This window comes from Acidovorax benzenivorans (genome assembly GCF_028680575.1).
In the GTDB taxonomy this organism is placed as follows: domain Bacteria; phylum Pseudomonadota; class Gammaproteobacteria; order Burkholderiales; family Burkholderiaceae_C; genus Acidovorax; species Acidovorax benzenivorans.
In genome coordinates this window covers 67959-83696 of record NZ_JAPCKI010000005.1, presented here as the reverse complement: position 1 = coordinate 83696, position 15738 = coordinate 67959, and the positions used below count along the sequence as shown (strand labels likewise).

Below are 15738 nucleotides of genomic sequence, written 5' to 3'. Positions count from 1 at the left end.
GGGTTCAGTGTTTGCAGGGAATACTACTGCAAACCTCTCGGGAATTCAGGTCACTGGCTGTTTGACGCTAACTTCAGTGGGGGCTTTTCTGCCACCAGCACGGCCATTGGAATCAATTGCCCCGCGATCACGGCGCCCTGGTGCATCTCCAGGGCCTTGTAATGCACATTGCCGCTGATCTGCGCCTTGGGCTGCAGCTCCAGCAGCTCGCCCGCATGCACGGGGCCCAACACCTGGCCGTTGATGATCACATGGTCGGCATGCACCGCCCCCTCAACCCGCGCGGTCTCCGAGATCACAAGGATGCTGGACTGGTCCGCCGCAGCCCGGATATCGCCGACCACTTCACCATCAATGCGCATGCCCTCGGCAAAATGCACATTGCCTTCAATCTTGGTGCCCTGCGCCACCAGGCTTTTGATGGGCGGCTGCTTTTTGCGTGAGAACATGGTCGGGGGACTCCTGAAGGGGCAGGCGGGCTCTGAGACCCGCTTGCGGATGGAATGAGGCCAGATCGGCTACGGGTGACGGCAGGTGGCACGGGCTAACTGAGCGAGTGCGTCGGGACCTTGCCGGGGCATCATCACCAACCTCACACTATTCGATGGCCATGGTCTGGCTGGTGCGGACGGTAGCCCCCTCCAACACACGTGCGGTCACGGTTTTTACCACGGCCTGGGGCGGCAAATCGAGCACGCCCTCGATGCGGCGGTATTGTTTGACCTGCAGCGACTGGCCCTGGGGCGGCTGGGTTTGCGTCCAGGGCTTGCCATCCAGCGTGCCCGCCAGCACCAGCTCCAGCCGCCCGTTGAACTCCGGCGCATTGCGGGCGGCCTGGATCACCAGCACCTGCCAGCGCAGTTGCATCCCGCCCAACACCTCGGCCTGCAGCGCGCGAATCGCCAGCCCATCGGTCTTGGCCGCAGGAATCAGCTTTTCGAAGAAGCCCAGATCCTCGCGCAGCGTGCGGTTGTCGGCTTCGAGCTGGCGCACCTGGGCCATCAGGCTCTCCTTGGCCGCGCGCTCGGTGGCCAGCAGGCTCTCGGCAGTTAATGCGACGGTCTGGCGCTCCTGGCCCTCTTCGCGCAGGCGGCTGATCTCCGCCTTCATCTGGACCACTTCGTCACGCGAAACGGTATCGAGCCCCGCAATGGACTTGCCAAACTCGAAGGCCCACAACGCCACGGCGGCGCAAAACCCCATCACCACAGCCAGGGCCATCCAGCGAAAGGGCCATGGCAAGGCGCTGCGGATGGCCACCCGGGGGGCGCTGATGGTCAACCGACGGCGAAGCAGGCGAAAGCGCATAGGCTCAACAGGCGGACCATGGAAGCCCCCCCCAAAAAAAGAAAGAGCGCACCATAAACGAAAAAACCGCCCGAAGGCGGTTTTTCTCTGTAAAGCACTCGCGAGGAGTGCCTTGCAGTGGATGCTGCCCAGGGCAACATCCGGCAGGGCCAAAGCTTAACGCTTGGAGAACTGCTTGGCGCGGCGTGCGGAGTGCAGACCGACCTTCTTACGTTCGACTTCACGCGCATCGCGGGTCACAAAGCCGGCTTGGCTCAGGACGGGCTTGAGGGATGCGTCGTAATCGATCAGAGCGCGGGTGATACCGTGGCGGGCAGCGCCAGCCTGGCCGGATTCACCACCACCGTGCACGTTGATCTGGATGTCGAAGGTTTCGACATGGTTGGTCAACGCCAGGGGTTGCTTGGCAATCATGATCGAGGTTTCGCGGCCGAAATAGGACTGGATGTCCTTGCCGTTCACCGTGATCTTGCCGGAGCCTTTTTTCAGAAACACGCGGGCGACGCTGGACTTGCGACGGCCTGTGCCATTGTTCCATTCACCAATCATCTCAAGGCTCCTTAGATTTCCAGCACTTTGGGCTGCTGGGCGGTGTGGGGATGCTCAGCACCACCGTACACCTTGAGTTTCTTGATCATCGCGTAGCCAAGGGGACCCTTGGGCAGCATGCCTTTGACAGCCTTTTCCAGCGCGCGGCCGGGGTGCTTGGCTTGCATGTCGCGGAAGTTCGTGGCCGTGATACCGCCGGGATAACCCGAGTGACGGTAGTACACCTTGTCCAGGGACTTGGTGCCGGTGACCTTGAGTTGGGCTGCGTTGATAACGACGATGAAGTCACCGGTATCGACGTGAGGCGTGTAAATGGCCTTGTGTTTGCCGCGCAAACGGAGAGCAACTTCGCTGGCTACTCGTCCGAGGACCTTATTGGTCGCGTCAATCACAAACCACTCGTGCACGACCTCAGCGGGCTTTGCGCTGAAAGTAGTTGTCATGAGTTTTCTCTTCAAAAGAGGGTTTGGCGGGTCCTTTTCCACGGTCGGTGCTTCTCTGAAGGAAGCCTCTTAGGTGGCAAAAAGTCTTCGCCGCGGGACCACAAAAGCGCTGCGAAGCCTTCCATTATACGAAAGAGCCATGCTTTCGCGCAAGAGCATCACCGTGATTGCCCTGACGCGGCCTACAGCAACTAGTTCGGCGTCTGACGGCGGCGCTGCTCGTCGGCCTCGTAACGGCGGCGGTTTTCCACGCAGATGGTTTGATTGGCCTGGGACGGCTTCTGGCATTCCTGGTGGATGCACATCGGCCGGGCTAGGAAGTTGGCATCGGCGCACACCTCCTGCGGCGAGGGCAGGCGGGGCGGCGGCGCAGGGCGGGGTTTGGGCTCGGCCACCACCGGAGGCGGCGCGGGCACGGGCTCTTCATGCACCACGATGGGAGTGGGCGTGGGTTCGGCGCGTTTGGAAGGTCTGGGCACCGCCTTGGGTACAGAGGCGACAACAAAGGCGGGCGCAGGCGCGGCCGCAGAGGCTGCGTTGGCTGCTGCAACCGCAGCCCCCTGGGTTGCGGCTTGCGTGTCGCCTCCGCCGACGGTGGGTACGGAAGCCTCGGCCAGGGGCGCATCAGCGGGGGCGGCCACCGCAGGGCGCTCGGCCATCTCGGTGATGATGTCGTCGCGGGGCGGCTTGTTGCCCTGGCTCCAGCGCCAACCGGCTCCGGCCACCACGGCCACCAGGGCAGCCACCACAATGCCGACCACCAACGGCGAGCGCCGTGGCGACTTGGCAGGCTTGCCGTTGCCGCGCACCAGGTCCCGCTCCAGCGGCGCAGAGCGATGGTCGGCAGCCCGCGGGCCGCCCGCCCCCTGGGAGCGGTGGTACGGCAGGTCTTCGAAACGCGAATCATCATCGGCCACTACGGTGTCACCGGCGTCAATGAATACGGTGTCGCCAGCATCCGCCGCCACCGTGTCCGGACCGGCCAACATCACCGTATCCCCACCCAAGTCATCGCCAGGGCGACCGGCATCCGATGCCGCAACCGCCACTGCAGCGTCCTCACGCGAGGCCAGCGCCTGCATTTCGGCCGCGATCTTGGGAGCGGAGGTCACGTCCACAGTGGGTGTTGGCAGGCCTGGGCCGGGCTGGTCGGCAGGCTCCACCCAGATGTCACCCAACTCCGCCCGAAAGTCGAAGTGCTGCACATCGTCGGGCGCCGAAGTCATCTCCATGGTCTGGAGGAAGGCGTCAATGTTCTGGGGGCGGTCCTCGGGCCGCAGGGCCAGCGACTGGGCAATCGCCGCGACAAAAGGCGCTGAATACTCCACGCCAAACTGCCGCTTGACGGTTTTGGCGATGCGTGAGAACGACACCATGCGGTCGCGGATGGAGCGCAGCGTGGCGGGTAAGGGCGTGTCGTTGGTCAGGCAGCCGTGCATGACGGCAGCCAGCGAGTACAGGTCGCTCCACGGGCCCTGGCGCAGTTCCTCGTCGCCGTCGGAATACTGCTCGATGGGCGCGTAGTTCACCTTCAGCACAGCCGTGTGCTTGCGATCCTGGTCATTGATGGCATGCCGGGCAGCGCCCAGGTCCAACAGCACCGGAGGGCCGTTGTCCTGCAGGAAGATGTTGTCCGGCGAGATGTCGCGGTGCAGCGTGTTGCCGTCGTGCAGCACACGCAGCGCGTCCAGCACCGACCACAGCAGCTTGCGCAGCCAGGCCTCGGGTGGGGGGGTGCGCATCTGGGCACGGGCTTGCTTGAACGTCATGCCCGAGTACAGCGGCATGACCATGTAGGCCGTGTTGTTGGCCTCCCAGAAACGGAACACCTTGACCAGCGAGGGGTGGTCAAACTGCGCCAGCAGGCGGGCCTCGCCCACAAAAGACACCAGCCCGGTCTGAAAAGTCTGCTGGTCAGACGAGGACCGCACCCACAGGGACTGCCCCTGCGAACGCCCTGCCAGCGCCGAGGGCATGTATTCCTTGATGGCCACCGCTCGGTGCAGGGAATGGTCAAACGCCTTGTAGACCATGCCAAAACCACCAACCCCCAGCAAAGCCAGGATCTCGAACTCTGCCAGGCGGGTGCCGGGGGGCAGCGCGTCAATATGGCTGACACCACTGGCGGGGGCTGTGCTGGAGCTTGCGGTCATGGTCAGAAGACGGGGCGGGCTGGCAGTGTCAAAGGCAAATCAATAGGGGCAACGGTGGAGCACTGGCCCGCCGCAGGCGCGATCATGAAGCATGGCGGCCCCGGATTTGGCAACAAATGGCTAACAAAGTGCTGCCTGTCTGCCAAAAACATCACGTACCCAACGGTCACACGGCCCCGGATTGTGCCGCCCCCGGACATGGGAGCCCACTCTTCACGGAGCACACTCGTTACTATTGGGCCATGTTCAGTTATCGCCACGCCTTCCACGCAGGCAACCATGCCGATGTGCTCAAGCACACCGTCTTGATTGCTGCATTGCAACACCTTACCGAGAAAGACGCGGCGCTGACCGTGCTGGACACCCATGCGGGCGCGGGCCTGTATCGGCTGGACGGGGACTATGCCAGCACCAGCGGCGAAGCCGCCGATGGCGTGGCCCGGCTGTTTGCACCGACCACGCCCGCCCTCACACCAGCCCTGCAAGCCTACGTGGACATGGTGGTCGCCTTCAACCAGGGCAAGGCGCTGCGCGTGTACCCCGGCTCGCCCTTCATCACCCAGCGCCTGCTGCGCGACCACGACAAGCTCAAGCTGTTCGAGCTGCACCCCACCGACCTGCGCGCACTGGCTGGCAACGTGGCCCAGCTGGAGGCGGGCCGCCAAGTGGCGGTGCTGCACGAAGACGGCTTTGAGGGCATCAAGAAGTTTTTGCCCCCACCTGCCCGGCGCGCCCTGGTGCTGTGCGATCCCAGCTATGAAATCAAGAGCGACTATGCCAAGGTGCTCGACATGGCGGCCGATTCGCTCAAGCGCTTTGCCACCGGCACCTATGCATTCTGGTACCCCATCATTCCGCGCCCCGAAGCCCATGACCTGCCACGCCGCCTGAAAACGCTGGCCACCAAGGCGGGCAAGGGATGGCTGCACGCAACGCTCACGGTCAAGTCCAGCAAGATCACCGAGAACGCCGCTGGCGACACCAAACGCCCCGGCCTGCCGGCGAGCGGCATGTTCCTGATCAACCCGCCTTACACACTGAAGGCCGCACTCAAAGACGCCCTGCCCCAGATGGCTGAGCTGCTGGCGCAGGACAAACACGCCACCCATACGCTCGAATCGGGCGGCTGACCGGCCAGAAGGGCCCATTGGGGGGCACGAGGCCCCAGCCGTGACATCACGGCGCCGGGCAGTCCTCGTCGTCCTCCTGAAGGGCAAACAATTCCACCGGCTTGAGCCCCAGGCCCACCATGCCCAGGGCCTCGGCGGCGCCCCGGCTCAGGTCGATCACCCGGTTGCGGACGTGTGGGCCACGGTCATTGATGCGCACGATCACGGTGCGCCCCGTGGCCTGGCTGCGCACGCACACACGTGAGCCAAAGGGCAGCGTGGGGTGCGCGGCCGTGAGCGCTCGCATGTCAAACAGCTCCCCGCTGGCAGTACGCCGCCGGTGGAACTGAGCCCCGTACCACGAGGCCAGCCCCACCTCATCCGCCTCCAGATTGAGCGGCGACGCGCCGGGAGTGCTGGGTTCCGGTTTTGCGGGAGGATCGATCAGCATCGCCTCCCCCGGCACGGACAGGAGGTTGGGTGCCAGCGCATCCGGCTCAGCCTGCAGCCCCTGGGCCTGCGCAGCCGTGCAGGCGCTGCACAGCAGCCACAGACCCACCGCTCGCCGCAGCAGCACCCGCAGGGCAGCGCCGCGATGGGCCCCGGGAGGCTGGGTGCCCCCCGCCATCAGATCCCCAGCCGGCGACAGATCTCCAGCGTCGCGGCGCTTTGGTTCATGGTGTAGAAGTGCAGTGCGGGCACGCCGGCACTGCGCAGCTGGTCGCACAGGTCGGTCACCACATCCAGGCCAAACGCCTTGATGCTGGCCGTGTCGTCGCCAAACGCCTGCAGGCGCAGGCGGATCCAGCGCGGGATCTCGGCACCACAGGCATCCGAAAACCGCATCAGCTGCGTGGAGCTGGAAATCGGCATGATGCCCGGCACCACCGGCACGTCGGCGCCCAGCTGGAGGGCGTCTTCGACGAAGCGGAAATACGCATCGCCGTTGTAGAAATACTGAGTGATCGCGGAGTCCGCGCCCGCACGCACCTTGGTCACGTAGGCCTGCAGGTCCGCCTCGGGCGACTTGGCCTGGGGGTGCACCTCGGGGTACGCAGCCACTTCAATGTGGAAGTCGCGGCCCGTTTCTGCGCGGATGAACGCCACCAGGTCGCTGGCGTACTGGAACTCGCCGCCTGCGCCGTAGCCGCTGGGAAGGTCGCCGCGCAAGGCCACCAGGCGCTTGACGCCCATGGCCTTGAGCGTGGCCAGCTGCTCGCGCACCGACTGGCGCGTGGCCCCGATGCACGAAAAGTGCGACGCGGCACCGACGCCTTCGGACAGGATCTCACGCACCGTGCCAAACGTGCCTTCTTGTGTGGAGCCCCCTGCGCCGTAGGTCACCGAACAAAAATCTGGGTGCAGTGCATACAGCTGCCGGCGCGCCACACGCAGCTTGTCGGCCCCTTCGGGCGTCTTGGGCGGAAAAAACTCGAAACTCACCGGGAACCCGGTGCCTTGCGCGTTGGCAGCATTCATGCGGCTCTCCTTGCGTGTACAAAAAATTCTCGGTTGCCATCGCCGCCCTGGATGGGGCTGTCGATCCACGCCAACACCTCCAGGCCCAGCGTGGCGCAGCAATCGCGGATGCGCTGCTCCACCACCGCATACAAGGACTCGTCGCGCACGATGCCACCCTTGCCCACCTGCCCCGGTTGCAGCTCGAACTGCGGCTTGACCAGCATGACCAGATCACCCTGCGGCGCCAGCAGCGGCACCAGCGCGGGCAGCACCAGGGTGAGCGAGATGAACGACAGGTCGCCCGTCACCAGGCCAAATTCGGGCGTGATGTCCACGTCGGCACGGTCCGCGCGGCGGCGGCGCTCCACCGGCAGCGTTCCCTGCGCGCGCGCCTTGGCCAGTTCGGCGCGTTCGGACTTGAAGGCTTCGATGTCTTTTTCCTTGGCATCGTCGCTGTCGTCGTAGTCCTCATCCACCTGGCCGCCATTGCGCATCCAGCTGTAGGGGGCTTCGGGCTGGGTCTCGTTGTCTTCTTCCAGCTCGATGACTTCCGAGAGCGCCAGCTCGCAGGCCTGCCGCAGCGCTTCGGCCGTCAGCGAGCGCGCGTTCACGCCCTCGACACACACCACCCGCAGGTCGCTGCGCAGCCGCTCGTGCAACTGGTCGTGGCCCACGTCCACGCCAATCACCTGCGCCGCGCCGCGCTGCAGCAGGCAGTCGGTAAAGCCGCCGGTGCTCTGCCCCACGTCCAGGCACCGCACACCCGGCACCTTCAGGCCCAGCGTGTCGAGCGCGCCTTCCAGCTTGAGCCCGCCGCGCGAGATGTACTTGGCCTCGGAGCTGTCGAGCAACTGCACCTCGGCAATGGCCGGGATGTCGTCGCCATTCTTCGCCACCTTCTGCCAGGGCGCGAGCGGCGACAGGCGCCATTCGACACCCGACGCAATCAGGCGCTGCGCCTGCGAGCGCGTGGCAGCGTGGCCACGTTCCACCAAAAACACATCTGCGCGCATCGCGCCCATCCTTTTTGAGTCAAATCGGCTGGTAGCGCTAGTGAATCATGCGCCAGCAGCTATAAATTTAGGAGCAATCAAAAACTACTCCGTACAACCGCGCCAGTCCACCGTGCGTGCGCCCCGTAGCAAGGGCGCGCAGCACCGGGATCAATAGCGGTACGTGTCAGGCTTGTAAGGGCCTTGCTTGGGCACACCAATGTAGGCGGCCTGCTCGTCGGACAGCTCGGTCAGCATGGCGCCTACCTTCTTGAGGTGCAGGCGCGCCACCTTTTCATCCAGGTGCTTGGGCAGCACATAGACCTTGCCGTTTTCATAGTAGTCGCTGTGGGTGAACAGCTCGATCTGGGCAATGGTCTGGTTGGCAAAGCTCGACGACATCACAAAGCTGGGGTGGCCCGTGCCGCAGCCCAGGTTCACCAGGCGGCCCTTGGCCAGCAAGATGATGCGCTTGCCGTCCGGGAAGATCACGTGGTCCACCTGGGGCTTGATCTCTTCCCACTGGTACTGCTCCAGCGTGGCGACCTGGATCTCGTTGTCAAAGTGACCAATGTTGCAGACGATGGCCTGGTCCTTCATGGCCAGCATGTGCTCGTGGCGGATCACATCCTTGTTGCCCGTGGTGGTCACGAAGATGTCGGCCTTGTCAGCGGCATATTCCATCGTCACGACCTTGTAGCCTTCCATCGCGGCCTGCAGGGCATTGATGGGGTCGATCTCGGTCACCCACACCTGGGCGCTCAATGCACGCAGGGCCTGGGCACTGCCCTTGCCCACATCGCCGTAACCGGCCACGCAGGCCACCTTGCCGGCAATCATCACGTCGGTAGCGCGCTTGATGCCATCCACCAGCGATTCACGGCAACCGTACAGGTTGTCGAACTTGCTCTTGGTCACCGAGTCGTTCACGTTGATGGCGCGGAACATCAGCGAGCCCTTGGCTGACATTTCCTTCAGACGGTGCACGCCGGTGGTGGTTTCTTCGGTCACGCCGATGATCTGCGCGCTCTTGCGGCTGTACCAGGTCGGGTCTTGCTCCAGCTTGGCCTTGATGGCGGCGAACAGGCAGGTTTCTTCTTCGCTGGTGGGGTTGGCGATCAGCGAGGCGTCCTTTTCGGCGCGCTTGCCCAGGTGCATCAGCAGTGTGGCGTCGCCGCCGTCGTCCAGGATCAGGTTGGGGCCTTCGCCTTCGGTACCCGCCGCGCCGAAGTCAAAGATGCGGTGGGTGTAGTCCCAGTATTCGGCCAGGGTCTCGCCCTTGATGGCAAACACGGGCGTGCCAGCAGCAGCAATCGCCGCAGCCGCGTGGTCTTGTGTGGAGAAGATGTTGCACGAGGCCCAGCGCACTTGGGCACCCAGGGCCTGCAGGGTTTCAATCAGCACAGCGGTCTGGATCGTCATGTGCAGCGAGCCAGTGATGCGTGCGCCCTTGAGCGATTGCTTGGCTGCGAATTCTTCGCGGATGGCCATCAGGCCAGGCATTTCCGTTTCAGCGATGCGGATCTCTTTGCGACCCCATTCGGCCAGGCCGATGTCGGCAATGATGCAGTCGGTGTTGACCGGGGCGTTGACGCGTGCGTTCATGGTTTGCTCCAAAGCATGTTTGAAAAAACCACTCGCCGGGGGGAAGGGAAAAAGCTCACCACGCGGAAAGTGGATGAGCGTCGTTGCTTGATGACTCCGAGCCTCACGCCCCGCCAATATGGGTTGCGCTGCAACGCTCCTCGGATGGGTGGCGATTATACGGACTCGCGCACCCGGCGCCAGCCCATCTCAGCCTCTGGCGTTTGGCAGCCCCGTGGAGCGGATGGAGTGGGCGGCAAGCCAAAGGCGGCCGGAACACGGCGGCGAGGATGGGAAACCGCAGGCCTGCGGACGGCGCACAGAGCGAAGCATCCGCAGCCGGGGGGCGCATTTTCACCAGCCCCATGGCACAGCATGCGCAGGGCCTACTGGCCTACTGGTGCAGGCACGGCAGCCCCCTTCATTTTTCGCCGTAAACCACGAGTGCACTGGCATCAATCTGGACATTGCCATCGGGGAATTTTTGCTGAACGGCCCGATACACCTCTTCCCGGATCTTCTCTTGCGTGGCTTCATCGGCTTGGCTCAGTGCGGCGACCACCGGTGCGGCCACTTCGGTCATGGCATGCCAGTACACATCGGCGGTCTGGCAGTTGAACCGCCCCGCCACCTCCCGGACCGATACGTTTTTCAGCCCGGCCTGCGAGAACAGCGTCTCGCCCCAGCCCCCCTGGGCACAACGGAACATGCCAGGCGCGCCTGGCACCGGAGCCGGCAGGGCCATGTTCCGGTTGATCGCGCCCATGATGGCTGTGACCCAGAAATTTTTCTCCGCGACGTTCCAGACCGCGGTGGCCAGGCGCCCACCGGGCTTCAGGACACGCGCCATCTCCCGGGCCGCCAAGGCCATGTCGGGGAAGAACATGAAGCCGAAGCGGCAACTGATGGCATCAAAGCTCTGGTCCGCAAAAGGCAGCGCGCACACGTCGCACACGCGGGTTTCCACATTGGTCAGCCCGCGGCGCTGCGCGTTCTCCCCGGCGATTTCCAGCATGCTCGCCGCCAGATCGGTGATGACCACCCGCCCCTGCGGTATGCGCGCGGCAATCGTCAACCCGGGCTCGCCGGTTCCGGCGGCGACATCAAGGACCACGTCCTGGCCCTTCAGGTCCAGCAAGTGGATGATTTCCTGGCCCATGGGGCGCAGAAAGTCCATGAACAGTTCATCCCATTTCTTCCAGCCCGCAGAGAACCGGTTCCAGGACGCTTTCTGTTGTTCGCGAATGCTTTCCAATTGCGAGTCCATTTGGGGTGCCTCCATAGAGTATGTGCAAACGTCCGCCCCTGCAGCGCGACCGCGCCGACAGAGGACCGATCAGACGCGGATGATGTGGCCCTTGAGTGAGTAGAGGATGCCGACGACCTCGTTCTTCGTGCCATCGTCCAGCTGGTTCTTGCCCATGGCGCCCACGATGTCATCCATGACCGCCAGATACTCCTGCTCACTGATGTTCATGCCCTTGTGCGCCGCGAGCATGTCCTTGCCGGTGTAGGCCTGCGGCCCCCCGGCACCGGCACAGAAGAACTCGGTCGCCATCTTCTTGGTGCGCTCCAGATCCTTGATGTTCTCGAAGCGGGTTTTGACGATGGGGTTGGCCAGGTGCGCGGCGATGACATCGTCTACGAGGCGGGCAATGCCCGCCGATTCGCCCAGCCGCTGGTAAAGCGTGGTACCCATGGTGAACTCCTTTCGGTCATGAAGGCTTTGCATTCGGTGTCCGGATGGCCCGGGCCACTGCAGAGAACCATACCCAAGTCCGCACCGGATTGCTTGGCGCCGGGATGGGGATGGCGTGGGGCTTTGATGGGGATGAATGGGCGCCGTATGATCCCGGTTGTGTCGGTGAAGGAGTGGCCCGTGCTGCTGACTTTCAGAGACTGTGAACTCGATACCCGTCTGTTCACCTTGCGTTGCCAGGGGCTGCCACGCCAGGTCGAACCGCAGGTGTTCGACCTGCTGGTTTACCTGGTGCGGCACCGCCACCGCATCGTGCCCCGGCAGGAGCTGCTGGATGCACTGTGGGCCGGCAAGGTGGTCAGCGAGTCGGCCCTGAGCAGTTGCCTCAAGGCGGCACGCCAAGCCATCGGGGACAGCGGGGAAGAACAAGCCTGCATTGCAACCCTCCACCGGCGTGGCTACCGTTTCGTGGCGGCGGTCACGGAACACGAGCCACCCGAGCCCCGGCAGGAGGACGAACCCGACACAGACGCACAGCCCGTGCCCGGCGACGCCCGCGCCATGCCCCCACACCGCGCCTCCATCGCCGTCATGCCCTTCGCCGATCTCTCGCCCGTGGCCAGTGCACGGGGCGGCACGGCCGATGCGCTGGCCCACGACGTCATCACCCGGCTGGCCCAACTGCGCAGCCTGTTCGTCATCGCCCAGGGCACCATGTTCGCGCTGCATGAACGCGACATGGGCCCGCAGGAGGCCGCACGCCTGCTCGATGTCGACTATGTCGTGAGCGGCACCGTGCGCCGCCACGCGCAGCGCCTGGTGGTGACGGCAGAACTGGTCGAGGCCCGCACCGCACGCGTGGTCTGGGCCGACATCTTCGACCGCCCCCTGGGCGACGCCTTTTCCGTGCTCGACGACATTGGCAGCCAGATCGTCGCCATCGCCGCCAGCGAAATCGAGCTGGCCGAGCGCAACCGCGCCCTGCTGCGCCCACCCAACACCCTCGATGCCTGGGAGGCTCACCACCGCGGCCTGTGGCACATGTACCGCTTCAACCAGGCCGACAACGAGCGCGCCCGCCAGTTCTTTGCCATGGCCGTGCGCCTCGACCCCACTTTCGCGCGCGCCTACGCCGGGCTGTCGTTCACGCATTTCCAGAACGCCTTCCAGGGCTGGTCCGAGCGCGCAGCCGCCTGCGACTTGGCCCTGGCCACCGCCCGCCAGAGCCTGGGCGCCGACGACCGCAACCCGGCAGCCCACTGGGCCATGGGCCGGGCACTGTGGCTGCGCGGCCAGCAGGATCCGGCCGTGGCCGAACTGGAGCAGGCCATCCACCTGAGCCCCAGCTTCGCGCTAGGGCACTACACGTTGGCCTTTGTCCAATCCCAGGCGGGCGACCCACAGGCGGCCATCGCTGCGTCCGACCACTCGCGCCTGCTCAGCCCCTTCGACCCGCTGCTGTTCGGCATGCTGGGGGCCCGCGCCATCGCGCTGGTGCGTCTGGGCCAGTTTGAAGAGGCGGCGGACTGGGCCGTCAAGGCCGCCGCCCGTCCCAACGCACATGCGCACATCCGTGCCATCGCCGCCTACAGCCTGGCACTGGCGGGCTCGCTCGACCTGGCGCGAACCTACGCGGCCGAAATACACCAGGCACTGCCGAACTACCAGACCGGTGACTTCTTCGCGGCTTTCCGCTTCGATCCCCAGGGCACAGCCCTGTTTCGCCAAGGGGCCGCGCGCATCGGCATGGGGTGAAGCCCGCCAGGGCTCTCAGGCCACCGGTTAAAATCCCCCTTCGAGCTTCGCCCCGCTGCAACGCAGCGGGCTGCCCCATTCTTGCGCAGGTTCACACCTGGCCTGCCCCACTATTTTCTGGAACCGTCGTGTCCCACGCCTCTGAAACACGGCGCCGCCGCACCTTTGCCATCATTTCCCACCCCGACGCCGGTAAAACGACGCTGACCGAAAAGCTGCTGCTGTTCTCGGGCGCCATCCAGATCGCTGGCGCCGTCAAGGGCCGCAAGGCCAGCCGCCATGCCACGTCCGACTGGATGGAGATCGAGAAGCAGCGCGGCATCTCGGTGGCGTCATCGGTCATGCAGATGCTGTACCGCGAGCACGTGATCAACCTGCTCGACACCCCCGGCCACAAGGACTTCTCGGAAGACACCTACCGCGTGCTCACCGCCGTGGACTCCGCGCTGATGGTGATCGACGCGGCCAACGGTGTGGAAGCACAGACCCGCCGCCTGATCGAGGTCTGCCGCCAACGCGATACCCCGATCATCACCTTCGTGAACAAGATGGACCGCGAAGTGCGCGACCCGCTGGACATCATGGACGAGGTCGAGCGCGAGCTGGGCATGCCCTGCTGCCCCATGACCTGGCCCGTAGGTCAGGGCAAGGCCTTCGGCGGCATCATCAACCTGCGTACGAAAACCATGACGGTGTTCGAGTCCGGCAGCGAGCGCCGCCCGCAGGACTTCGAGGCCATTCCTCTGTCGGATGAAACCACACTGCGCGCGCGCTTTGGCGCCGAGTTCGACACCGCGCTGGAGAGCATGGAACTGGCCGTGGGCGCCTCCCCCGCGTGGGACCACGAGGCCTTCCTGGCCGGAAAACTCACCCCCGTGTTCTTCGGCTCCGGCGTGAACAACTTCGGGGTGATGGAAGTTCTGGACGCACTGGTAGACATGGCACCCCCCCCCGGCCCGCGCGTGAGCACGCTCGAAGTCAACAAGCAGCCGGTGGTTAAAACCATCCAGCCCGAAGACGAAGGCTTTGCCGGCGTGGTGTTCAAGGTGCAAGCCAACATGGACGCCAACCACCGCGACCGCATCGCCTTTGTGCGCGTGGCCTCGGGCAAGTACATGCCGGGCATGAAGCTCAAGGTGCAGCGCACCTCCAAGGAGCTGCGGCCCACCAGCGTGGTGACCTTCATGTCGCAACGCCGCGAGGCCGTCGAAGAAGCCTACGCGGGCGACATCATCGGCTTTACCACCCACGGCGGCGTGCAACTGGGCGACACCATCACCGACGGCGCCAACCTGCAGTTCACGGGCCTGCCGTTCTTCGCGCCCGAAATGTTCATGACCGTGGTGCTCAAGAACCCGCTGCGCACCAAACAGCTCCAGCAGGGCCTGGCCCAGCTGGGCGAAGAAGGCGCGATCCAGGTCTTCAAGCCGGATGCTGGCGGCAACATGCTGCTGGGCGCCGTGGGCCAGTTGCAGTTTGAAGTAGTGCAACACCGCCTGAAGGCCGAGTACGACGCCGACGTGCGCCTGGAAGGCTGCCAGTACACGGGAGCGCGCTGGATCACCGCTGACGCCCCGGCCGACCTGCGCGCCTTTACCGACGCCTATCCGCTGCGCCTAGCGCATGATGCGGCTGACACGCTGGCGTATCTGTGCACATCGCCCTACGACGTGCGGCTGGCGCAGGAGCGCTTTCCGAAGATCCACTTTCATCCGCTGCGGGAGCATGCGGGGTTGGCGTTGCAGAAGGCGGGTTGAACCCGCATGCAGCCTTTGGACCTCTGGCCGTCTGCGGCCCGCCACGATCTGGTGGGCGTTTTTACCGACATCGACGACACCCTGACCACCGAGGGCGCCATCACGCCCGATGCGCTGCAGGCGCTGGCTGACCTGAAAGCGGCGGGCCTGGTGGTCATTCCCATCACCGGGCGGCCGATTGGCTGGTGCGAGCCTTTCATGGCGGGGCCTGCCGGTTCGACCTGGCCTGTCGAGGCCATGGTGGCCGAGAATGGTGCCGTGGCATTTACCCTGGGCTCCAGCCCGCAACAAACGCTGGTCAAGCGCTACCAGCAAGACGCCGCCACGCGCAGCGCCAACCAGGTACGCATGCGTGAGATCGCCGCCCAGGTGGCTGCGGAAGTGCCAGGTGTCGCCCTCAGCCGCGACAGCGCAGGGCGCGAGACGGACTTGGCCTTTGACTACGCAGAGTTCGCCCGCCACACGCCCGACACCGTGCAGCAGGTGCTGGCCGTGCTGCAGCAGGCGGGCATGCAGACCACGGTGAGCAGCATCCACATCCACGGCTGCTTTGGTGACTTCAACAAATGGCAGGGCGCCAACTGGATCGTGCGCGAGCTGTTGGGCCGCAATCTGGCGCAGGAGCTGGACCGTTGGGTGTTTGTGGGCGACTCGGGCAATGACCAGGCGATGTTCCAGCACTTCACCCACAGTGTGGGCGTAGCCAACATCGCGCGATTTGTGCCGCAGCTCACGCACCTGCCGCGTTATGTGACCCAGGGCGAGCGGGGCGCAGGGTTTGCCGAGGTGGCTCGGGCGATTCTGGCGAGCAGGTAACGCAGCGGGCTCGTCCTCTGAAGAGGCCTCGACCAGGAAACTTTGGTGAGACTTACCCAAATCGGGGGGTAACGGCCGCCTCGCATTGAGGCGATCCGCTTACCGTAACCCT

The 15738-nt window shown here is 64.8% G+C and carries 15 protein-coding genes and 1 riboswitch; of the genes, 4 read left to right on the top strand and 11 right to left on the bottom strand.

Annotation, left to right across the window (positions count from 1 at the left end; translation table 11 throughout):
• Positions 1 to 50 precede the first annotated feature (50 nt).
• From OIN59_RS10655 to OIN59_RS10635, 5 genes are all read right to left on the bottom strand, one after another.
• Positions 51 to 449, bottom strand: coding sequence for a bactofilin family protein (locus OIN59_RS10655; protein ID WP_274110063.1), 399 nt, complete (start codon positions 447 to 449; stop codon positions 51 to 53).
• Positions 450 to 597: 148 nt separating this feature from the next.
• Complete coding sequence (locus OIN59_RS10650; RefSeq protein WP_274110061.1) at positions 598 to 1308, bottom strand: DUF6776 family protein; 711 nt, start codon at positions 1306 to 1308, stop codon at positions 598 to 600.
• A gap of 156 nt (positions 1309 to 1464) precedes the next feature.
• Complete coding sequence (gene rpsI / locus OIN59_RS10645) at positions 1465 to 1857, bottom strand: 30S ribosomal protein S9 (protein WP_005798582.1); 393 nt, start codon at positions 1855 to 1857, stop codon at positions 1465 to 1467.
• A gap of 11 nt (positions 1858 to 1868) precedes the next feature.
• Positions 1869 to 2300, bottom strand: a complete 432-nt coding sequence (gene rplM, locus OIN59_RS10640) for a 50S ribosomal protein L13 (RefSeq protein WP_015015720.1) — start codon at positions 2298 to 2300, stop codon at positions 1869 to 1871.
• 191 nt (positions 2301 to 2491) lie between these two features.
• Positions 2492 to 4453, bottom strand: coding sequence for a serine/threonine protein kinase (locus OIN59_RS10635; protein WP_274110049.1), 1962 nt, complete (start codon positions 4451 to 4453; stop codon positions 2492 to 2494).
• 242 nt (positions 4454 to 4695) lie between these two features.
• Here OIN59_RS10635 and OIN59_RS10630 point away from each other — a divergent pair, with 242 nt between their 5' ends.
• Entirely contained in the window at positions 4696 to 5583 is an 888-nt protein-coding gene (locus tag OIN59_RS10630; RefSeq protein WP_274110047.1) for a 23S rRNA (adenine(2030)-N(6))-methyltransferase RlmJ, read from the top strand.
• 46 nt (positions 5584 to 5629) lie between these two features.
• Here the strand turns inward: OIN59_RS10630 and OIN59_RS10625 are convergent, their stop codons facing one another.
• The 6 genes from OIN59_RS10625 to OIN59_RS10600 all read right to left on the bottom strand — a co-directional run bounded on the left by OIN59_RS10625 (position 5630) and on the right by OIN59_RS10600 (position 11298).
• Positions 5630 to 6190, bottom strand: coding sequence for a septal ring lytic transglycosylase RlpA family protein (locus OIN59_RS10625; protein ID WP_274110045.1), 561 nt, complete (start codon positions 6188 to 6190; stop codon positions 5630 to 5632).
• Complete coding sequence (metF, locus tag OIN59_RS10620; protein WP_274110043.1) at positions 6190 to 7041, bottom strand: methylenetetrahydrofolate reductase [NAD(P)H]; 852 nt, start codon at positions 7039 to 7041, stop codon at positions 6190 to 6192. The genes OIN59_RS10625 and metF overlap by 1 nt, the downstream gene beginning before the upstream one ends.
• A complete protein-coding gene (locus OIN59_RS10615) occupies positions 7038 to 8036 on the bottom strand; it encodes a TlyA family RNA methyltransferase (protein ID WP_274110041.1) in 999 nt (332 codons plus the stop codon). Before OIN59_RS10615 ends, metF begins: the two co-directional genes overlap by 4 nt.
• Positions 8037 to 8186: 150 nt before the next feature.
• A complete protein-coding gene (ahcY, locus tag OIN59_RS10610) occupies positions 8187 to 9620 on the bottom strand; it encodes an adenosylhomocysteinase (RefSeq protein WP_274110038.1) in 1434 nt (477 codons plus the stop codon).
• A 68-nt stretch (positions 9621 to 9688) separates the two neighbouring features.
• A riboswitch (S-adenosyl-L-homocysteine riboswitch) is annotated at positions 9689 to 9768 on the bottom strand.
• Between the two features lie 252 nt (positions 9769 to 10020).
• Positions 10021 to 10866: a class I SAM-dependent methyltransferase gene (locus OIN59_RS10605; RefSeq protein WP_274110037.1), complete on the bottom strand. Its 846-nt coding sequence runs from the start codon at positions 10864 to 10866 to the stop codon at positions 10021 to 10023.
• 69 nt (positions 10867 to 10935) lie between these two features.
• Positions 10936 to 11298, bottom strand: a complete 363-nt coding sequence (locus OIN59_RS10600) for a group I truncated hemoglobin (protein ID WP_274110036.1) — start codon at positions 11296 to 11298, stop codon at positions 10936 to 10938.
• Between the two features lie 147 nt (positions 11299 to 11445).
• Between OIN59_RS10600 and OIN59_RS10595 the strand changes: the two genes are divergently transcribed.
• The 3 genes from OIN59_RS10595 (at position 11446) to OIN59_RS10585 (ending at position 15626) form a co-directional block, all read left to right on the top strand.
• Entirely contained in the window at positions 11446 to 13053 is a 1608-nt protein-coding gene (locus OIN59_RS10595; RefSeq protein WP_274110035.1) for a winged helix-turn-helix domain-containing protein, read from the top strand.
• 128 nt (positions 13054 to 13181) lie between these two features.
• Positions 13182 to 14810, top strand: a complete 1629-nt coding sequence (locus OIN59_RS10590) for a peptide chain release factor 3 (protein WP_274110032.1) — start codon at positions 13182 to 13184, stop codon at positions 14808 to 14810.
• Between the two features lie 6 nt (positions 14811 to 14816).
• The gene (locus OIN59_RS10585; RefSeq protein WP_274110030.1) at positions 14817 to 15626 is read left to right on the top strand and encodes an HAD-IIB family hydrolase; all 810 of its coding nucleotides are present in this window, start codon (positions 14817 to 14819) and stop codon (positions 15624 to 15626) included.
• The last annotated feature ends 112 nt before the right edge of the window (positions 15627 to 15738 follow it).

What these genes read in the sequence shown, in the direction of transcription:
- OIN59_RS10635 (WP_274110049.1), bottom strand. Translation starts at nt 4,453, where the DNA reads ATGACCGCAAGCTCCAGCACAGCCCCCGCCAGTGGTGTCAGCCATATT.
- OIN59_RS10655 (WP_274110063.1), bottom strand. Translation starts at nt 449, where the DNA reads ATGTTCTCACGCAAAAAGCAGCCGCCCATCAAAAGCCTGGTGGCGCAG.
- OIN59_RS10630 (WP_274110047.1), top strand. Translation starts at nt 4,696, where the DNA reads ATGTTCAGTTATCGCCACGCCTTCCACGCAGGCAACCATGCCGATGTG.
- OIN59_RS10595 (WP_274110035.1), top strand. Translation starts at nt 11,446, where the DNA reads ATGATCCCGGTTGTGTCGGTGAAGGAGTGGCCCGTGCTGCTGACTTTC.
- rpsI (WP_005798582.1), bottom strand. Translation starts at nt 1,857, where the DNA reads ATGATTGGTGAATGGAACAATGGCACAGGCCGTCGCAAGTCCAGCGTC.
- OIN59_RS10650 (WP_274110061.1), bottom strand. Translation starts at nt 1,308, where the DNA reads ATGCGCTTTCGCCTGCTTCGCCGTCGGTTGACCATCAGCGCCCCCCGG.
- OIN59_RS10605 (WP_274110037.1), bottom strand. Translation starts at nt 10,866, where the DNA reads ATGGACTCGCAATTGGAAAGCATTCGCGAACAACAGAAAGCGTCCTGG.
- OIN59_RS10615 (WP_274110041.1), bottom strand. Translation starts at nt 8,036, where the DNA reads ATGCGCGCAGATGTGTTTTTGGTGGAACGTGGCCACGCTGCCACGCGC.
- ahcY (WP_274110038.1), bottom strand. Translation starts at nt 9,620, where the DNA reads ATGAACGCACGCGTCAACGCCCCGGTCAACACCGACTGCATCATTGCC.
- metF (WP_274110043.1), bottom strand. Translation starts at nt 7,041, where the DNA reads ATGAATGCTGCCAACGCGCAAGGCACCGGGTTCCCGGTGAGTTTCGAG.
- OIN59_RS10600 (WP_274110036.1), bottom strand. Translation starts at nt 11,298, where the DNA reads ATGGGTACCACGCTTTACCAGCGGCTGGGCGAATCGGCGGGCATTGCC.
- rplM (WP_015015720.1), bottom strand. Translation starts at nt 2,300, where the DNA reads ATGACAACTACTTTCAGCGCAAAGCCCGCTGAGGTCGTGCACGAGTGG.
- OIN59_RS10585 (WP_274110030.1), top strand. Translation starts at nt 14,817, where the DNA reads ATGCAGCCTTTGGACCTCTGGCCGTCTGCGGCCCGCCACGATCTGGTG.
- OIN59_RS10625 (WP_274110045.1), bottom strand. Translation starts at nt 6,190, where the DNA reads ATGGCGGGGGGCACCCAGCCTCCCGGGGCCCATCGCGGCGCTGCCCTG.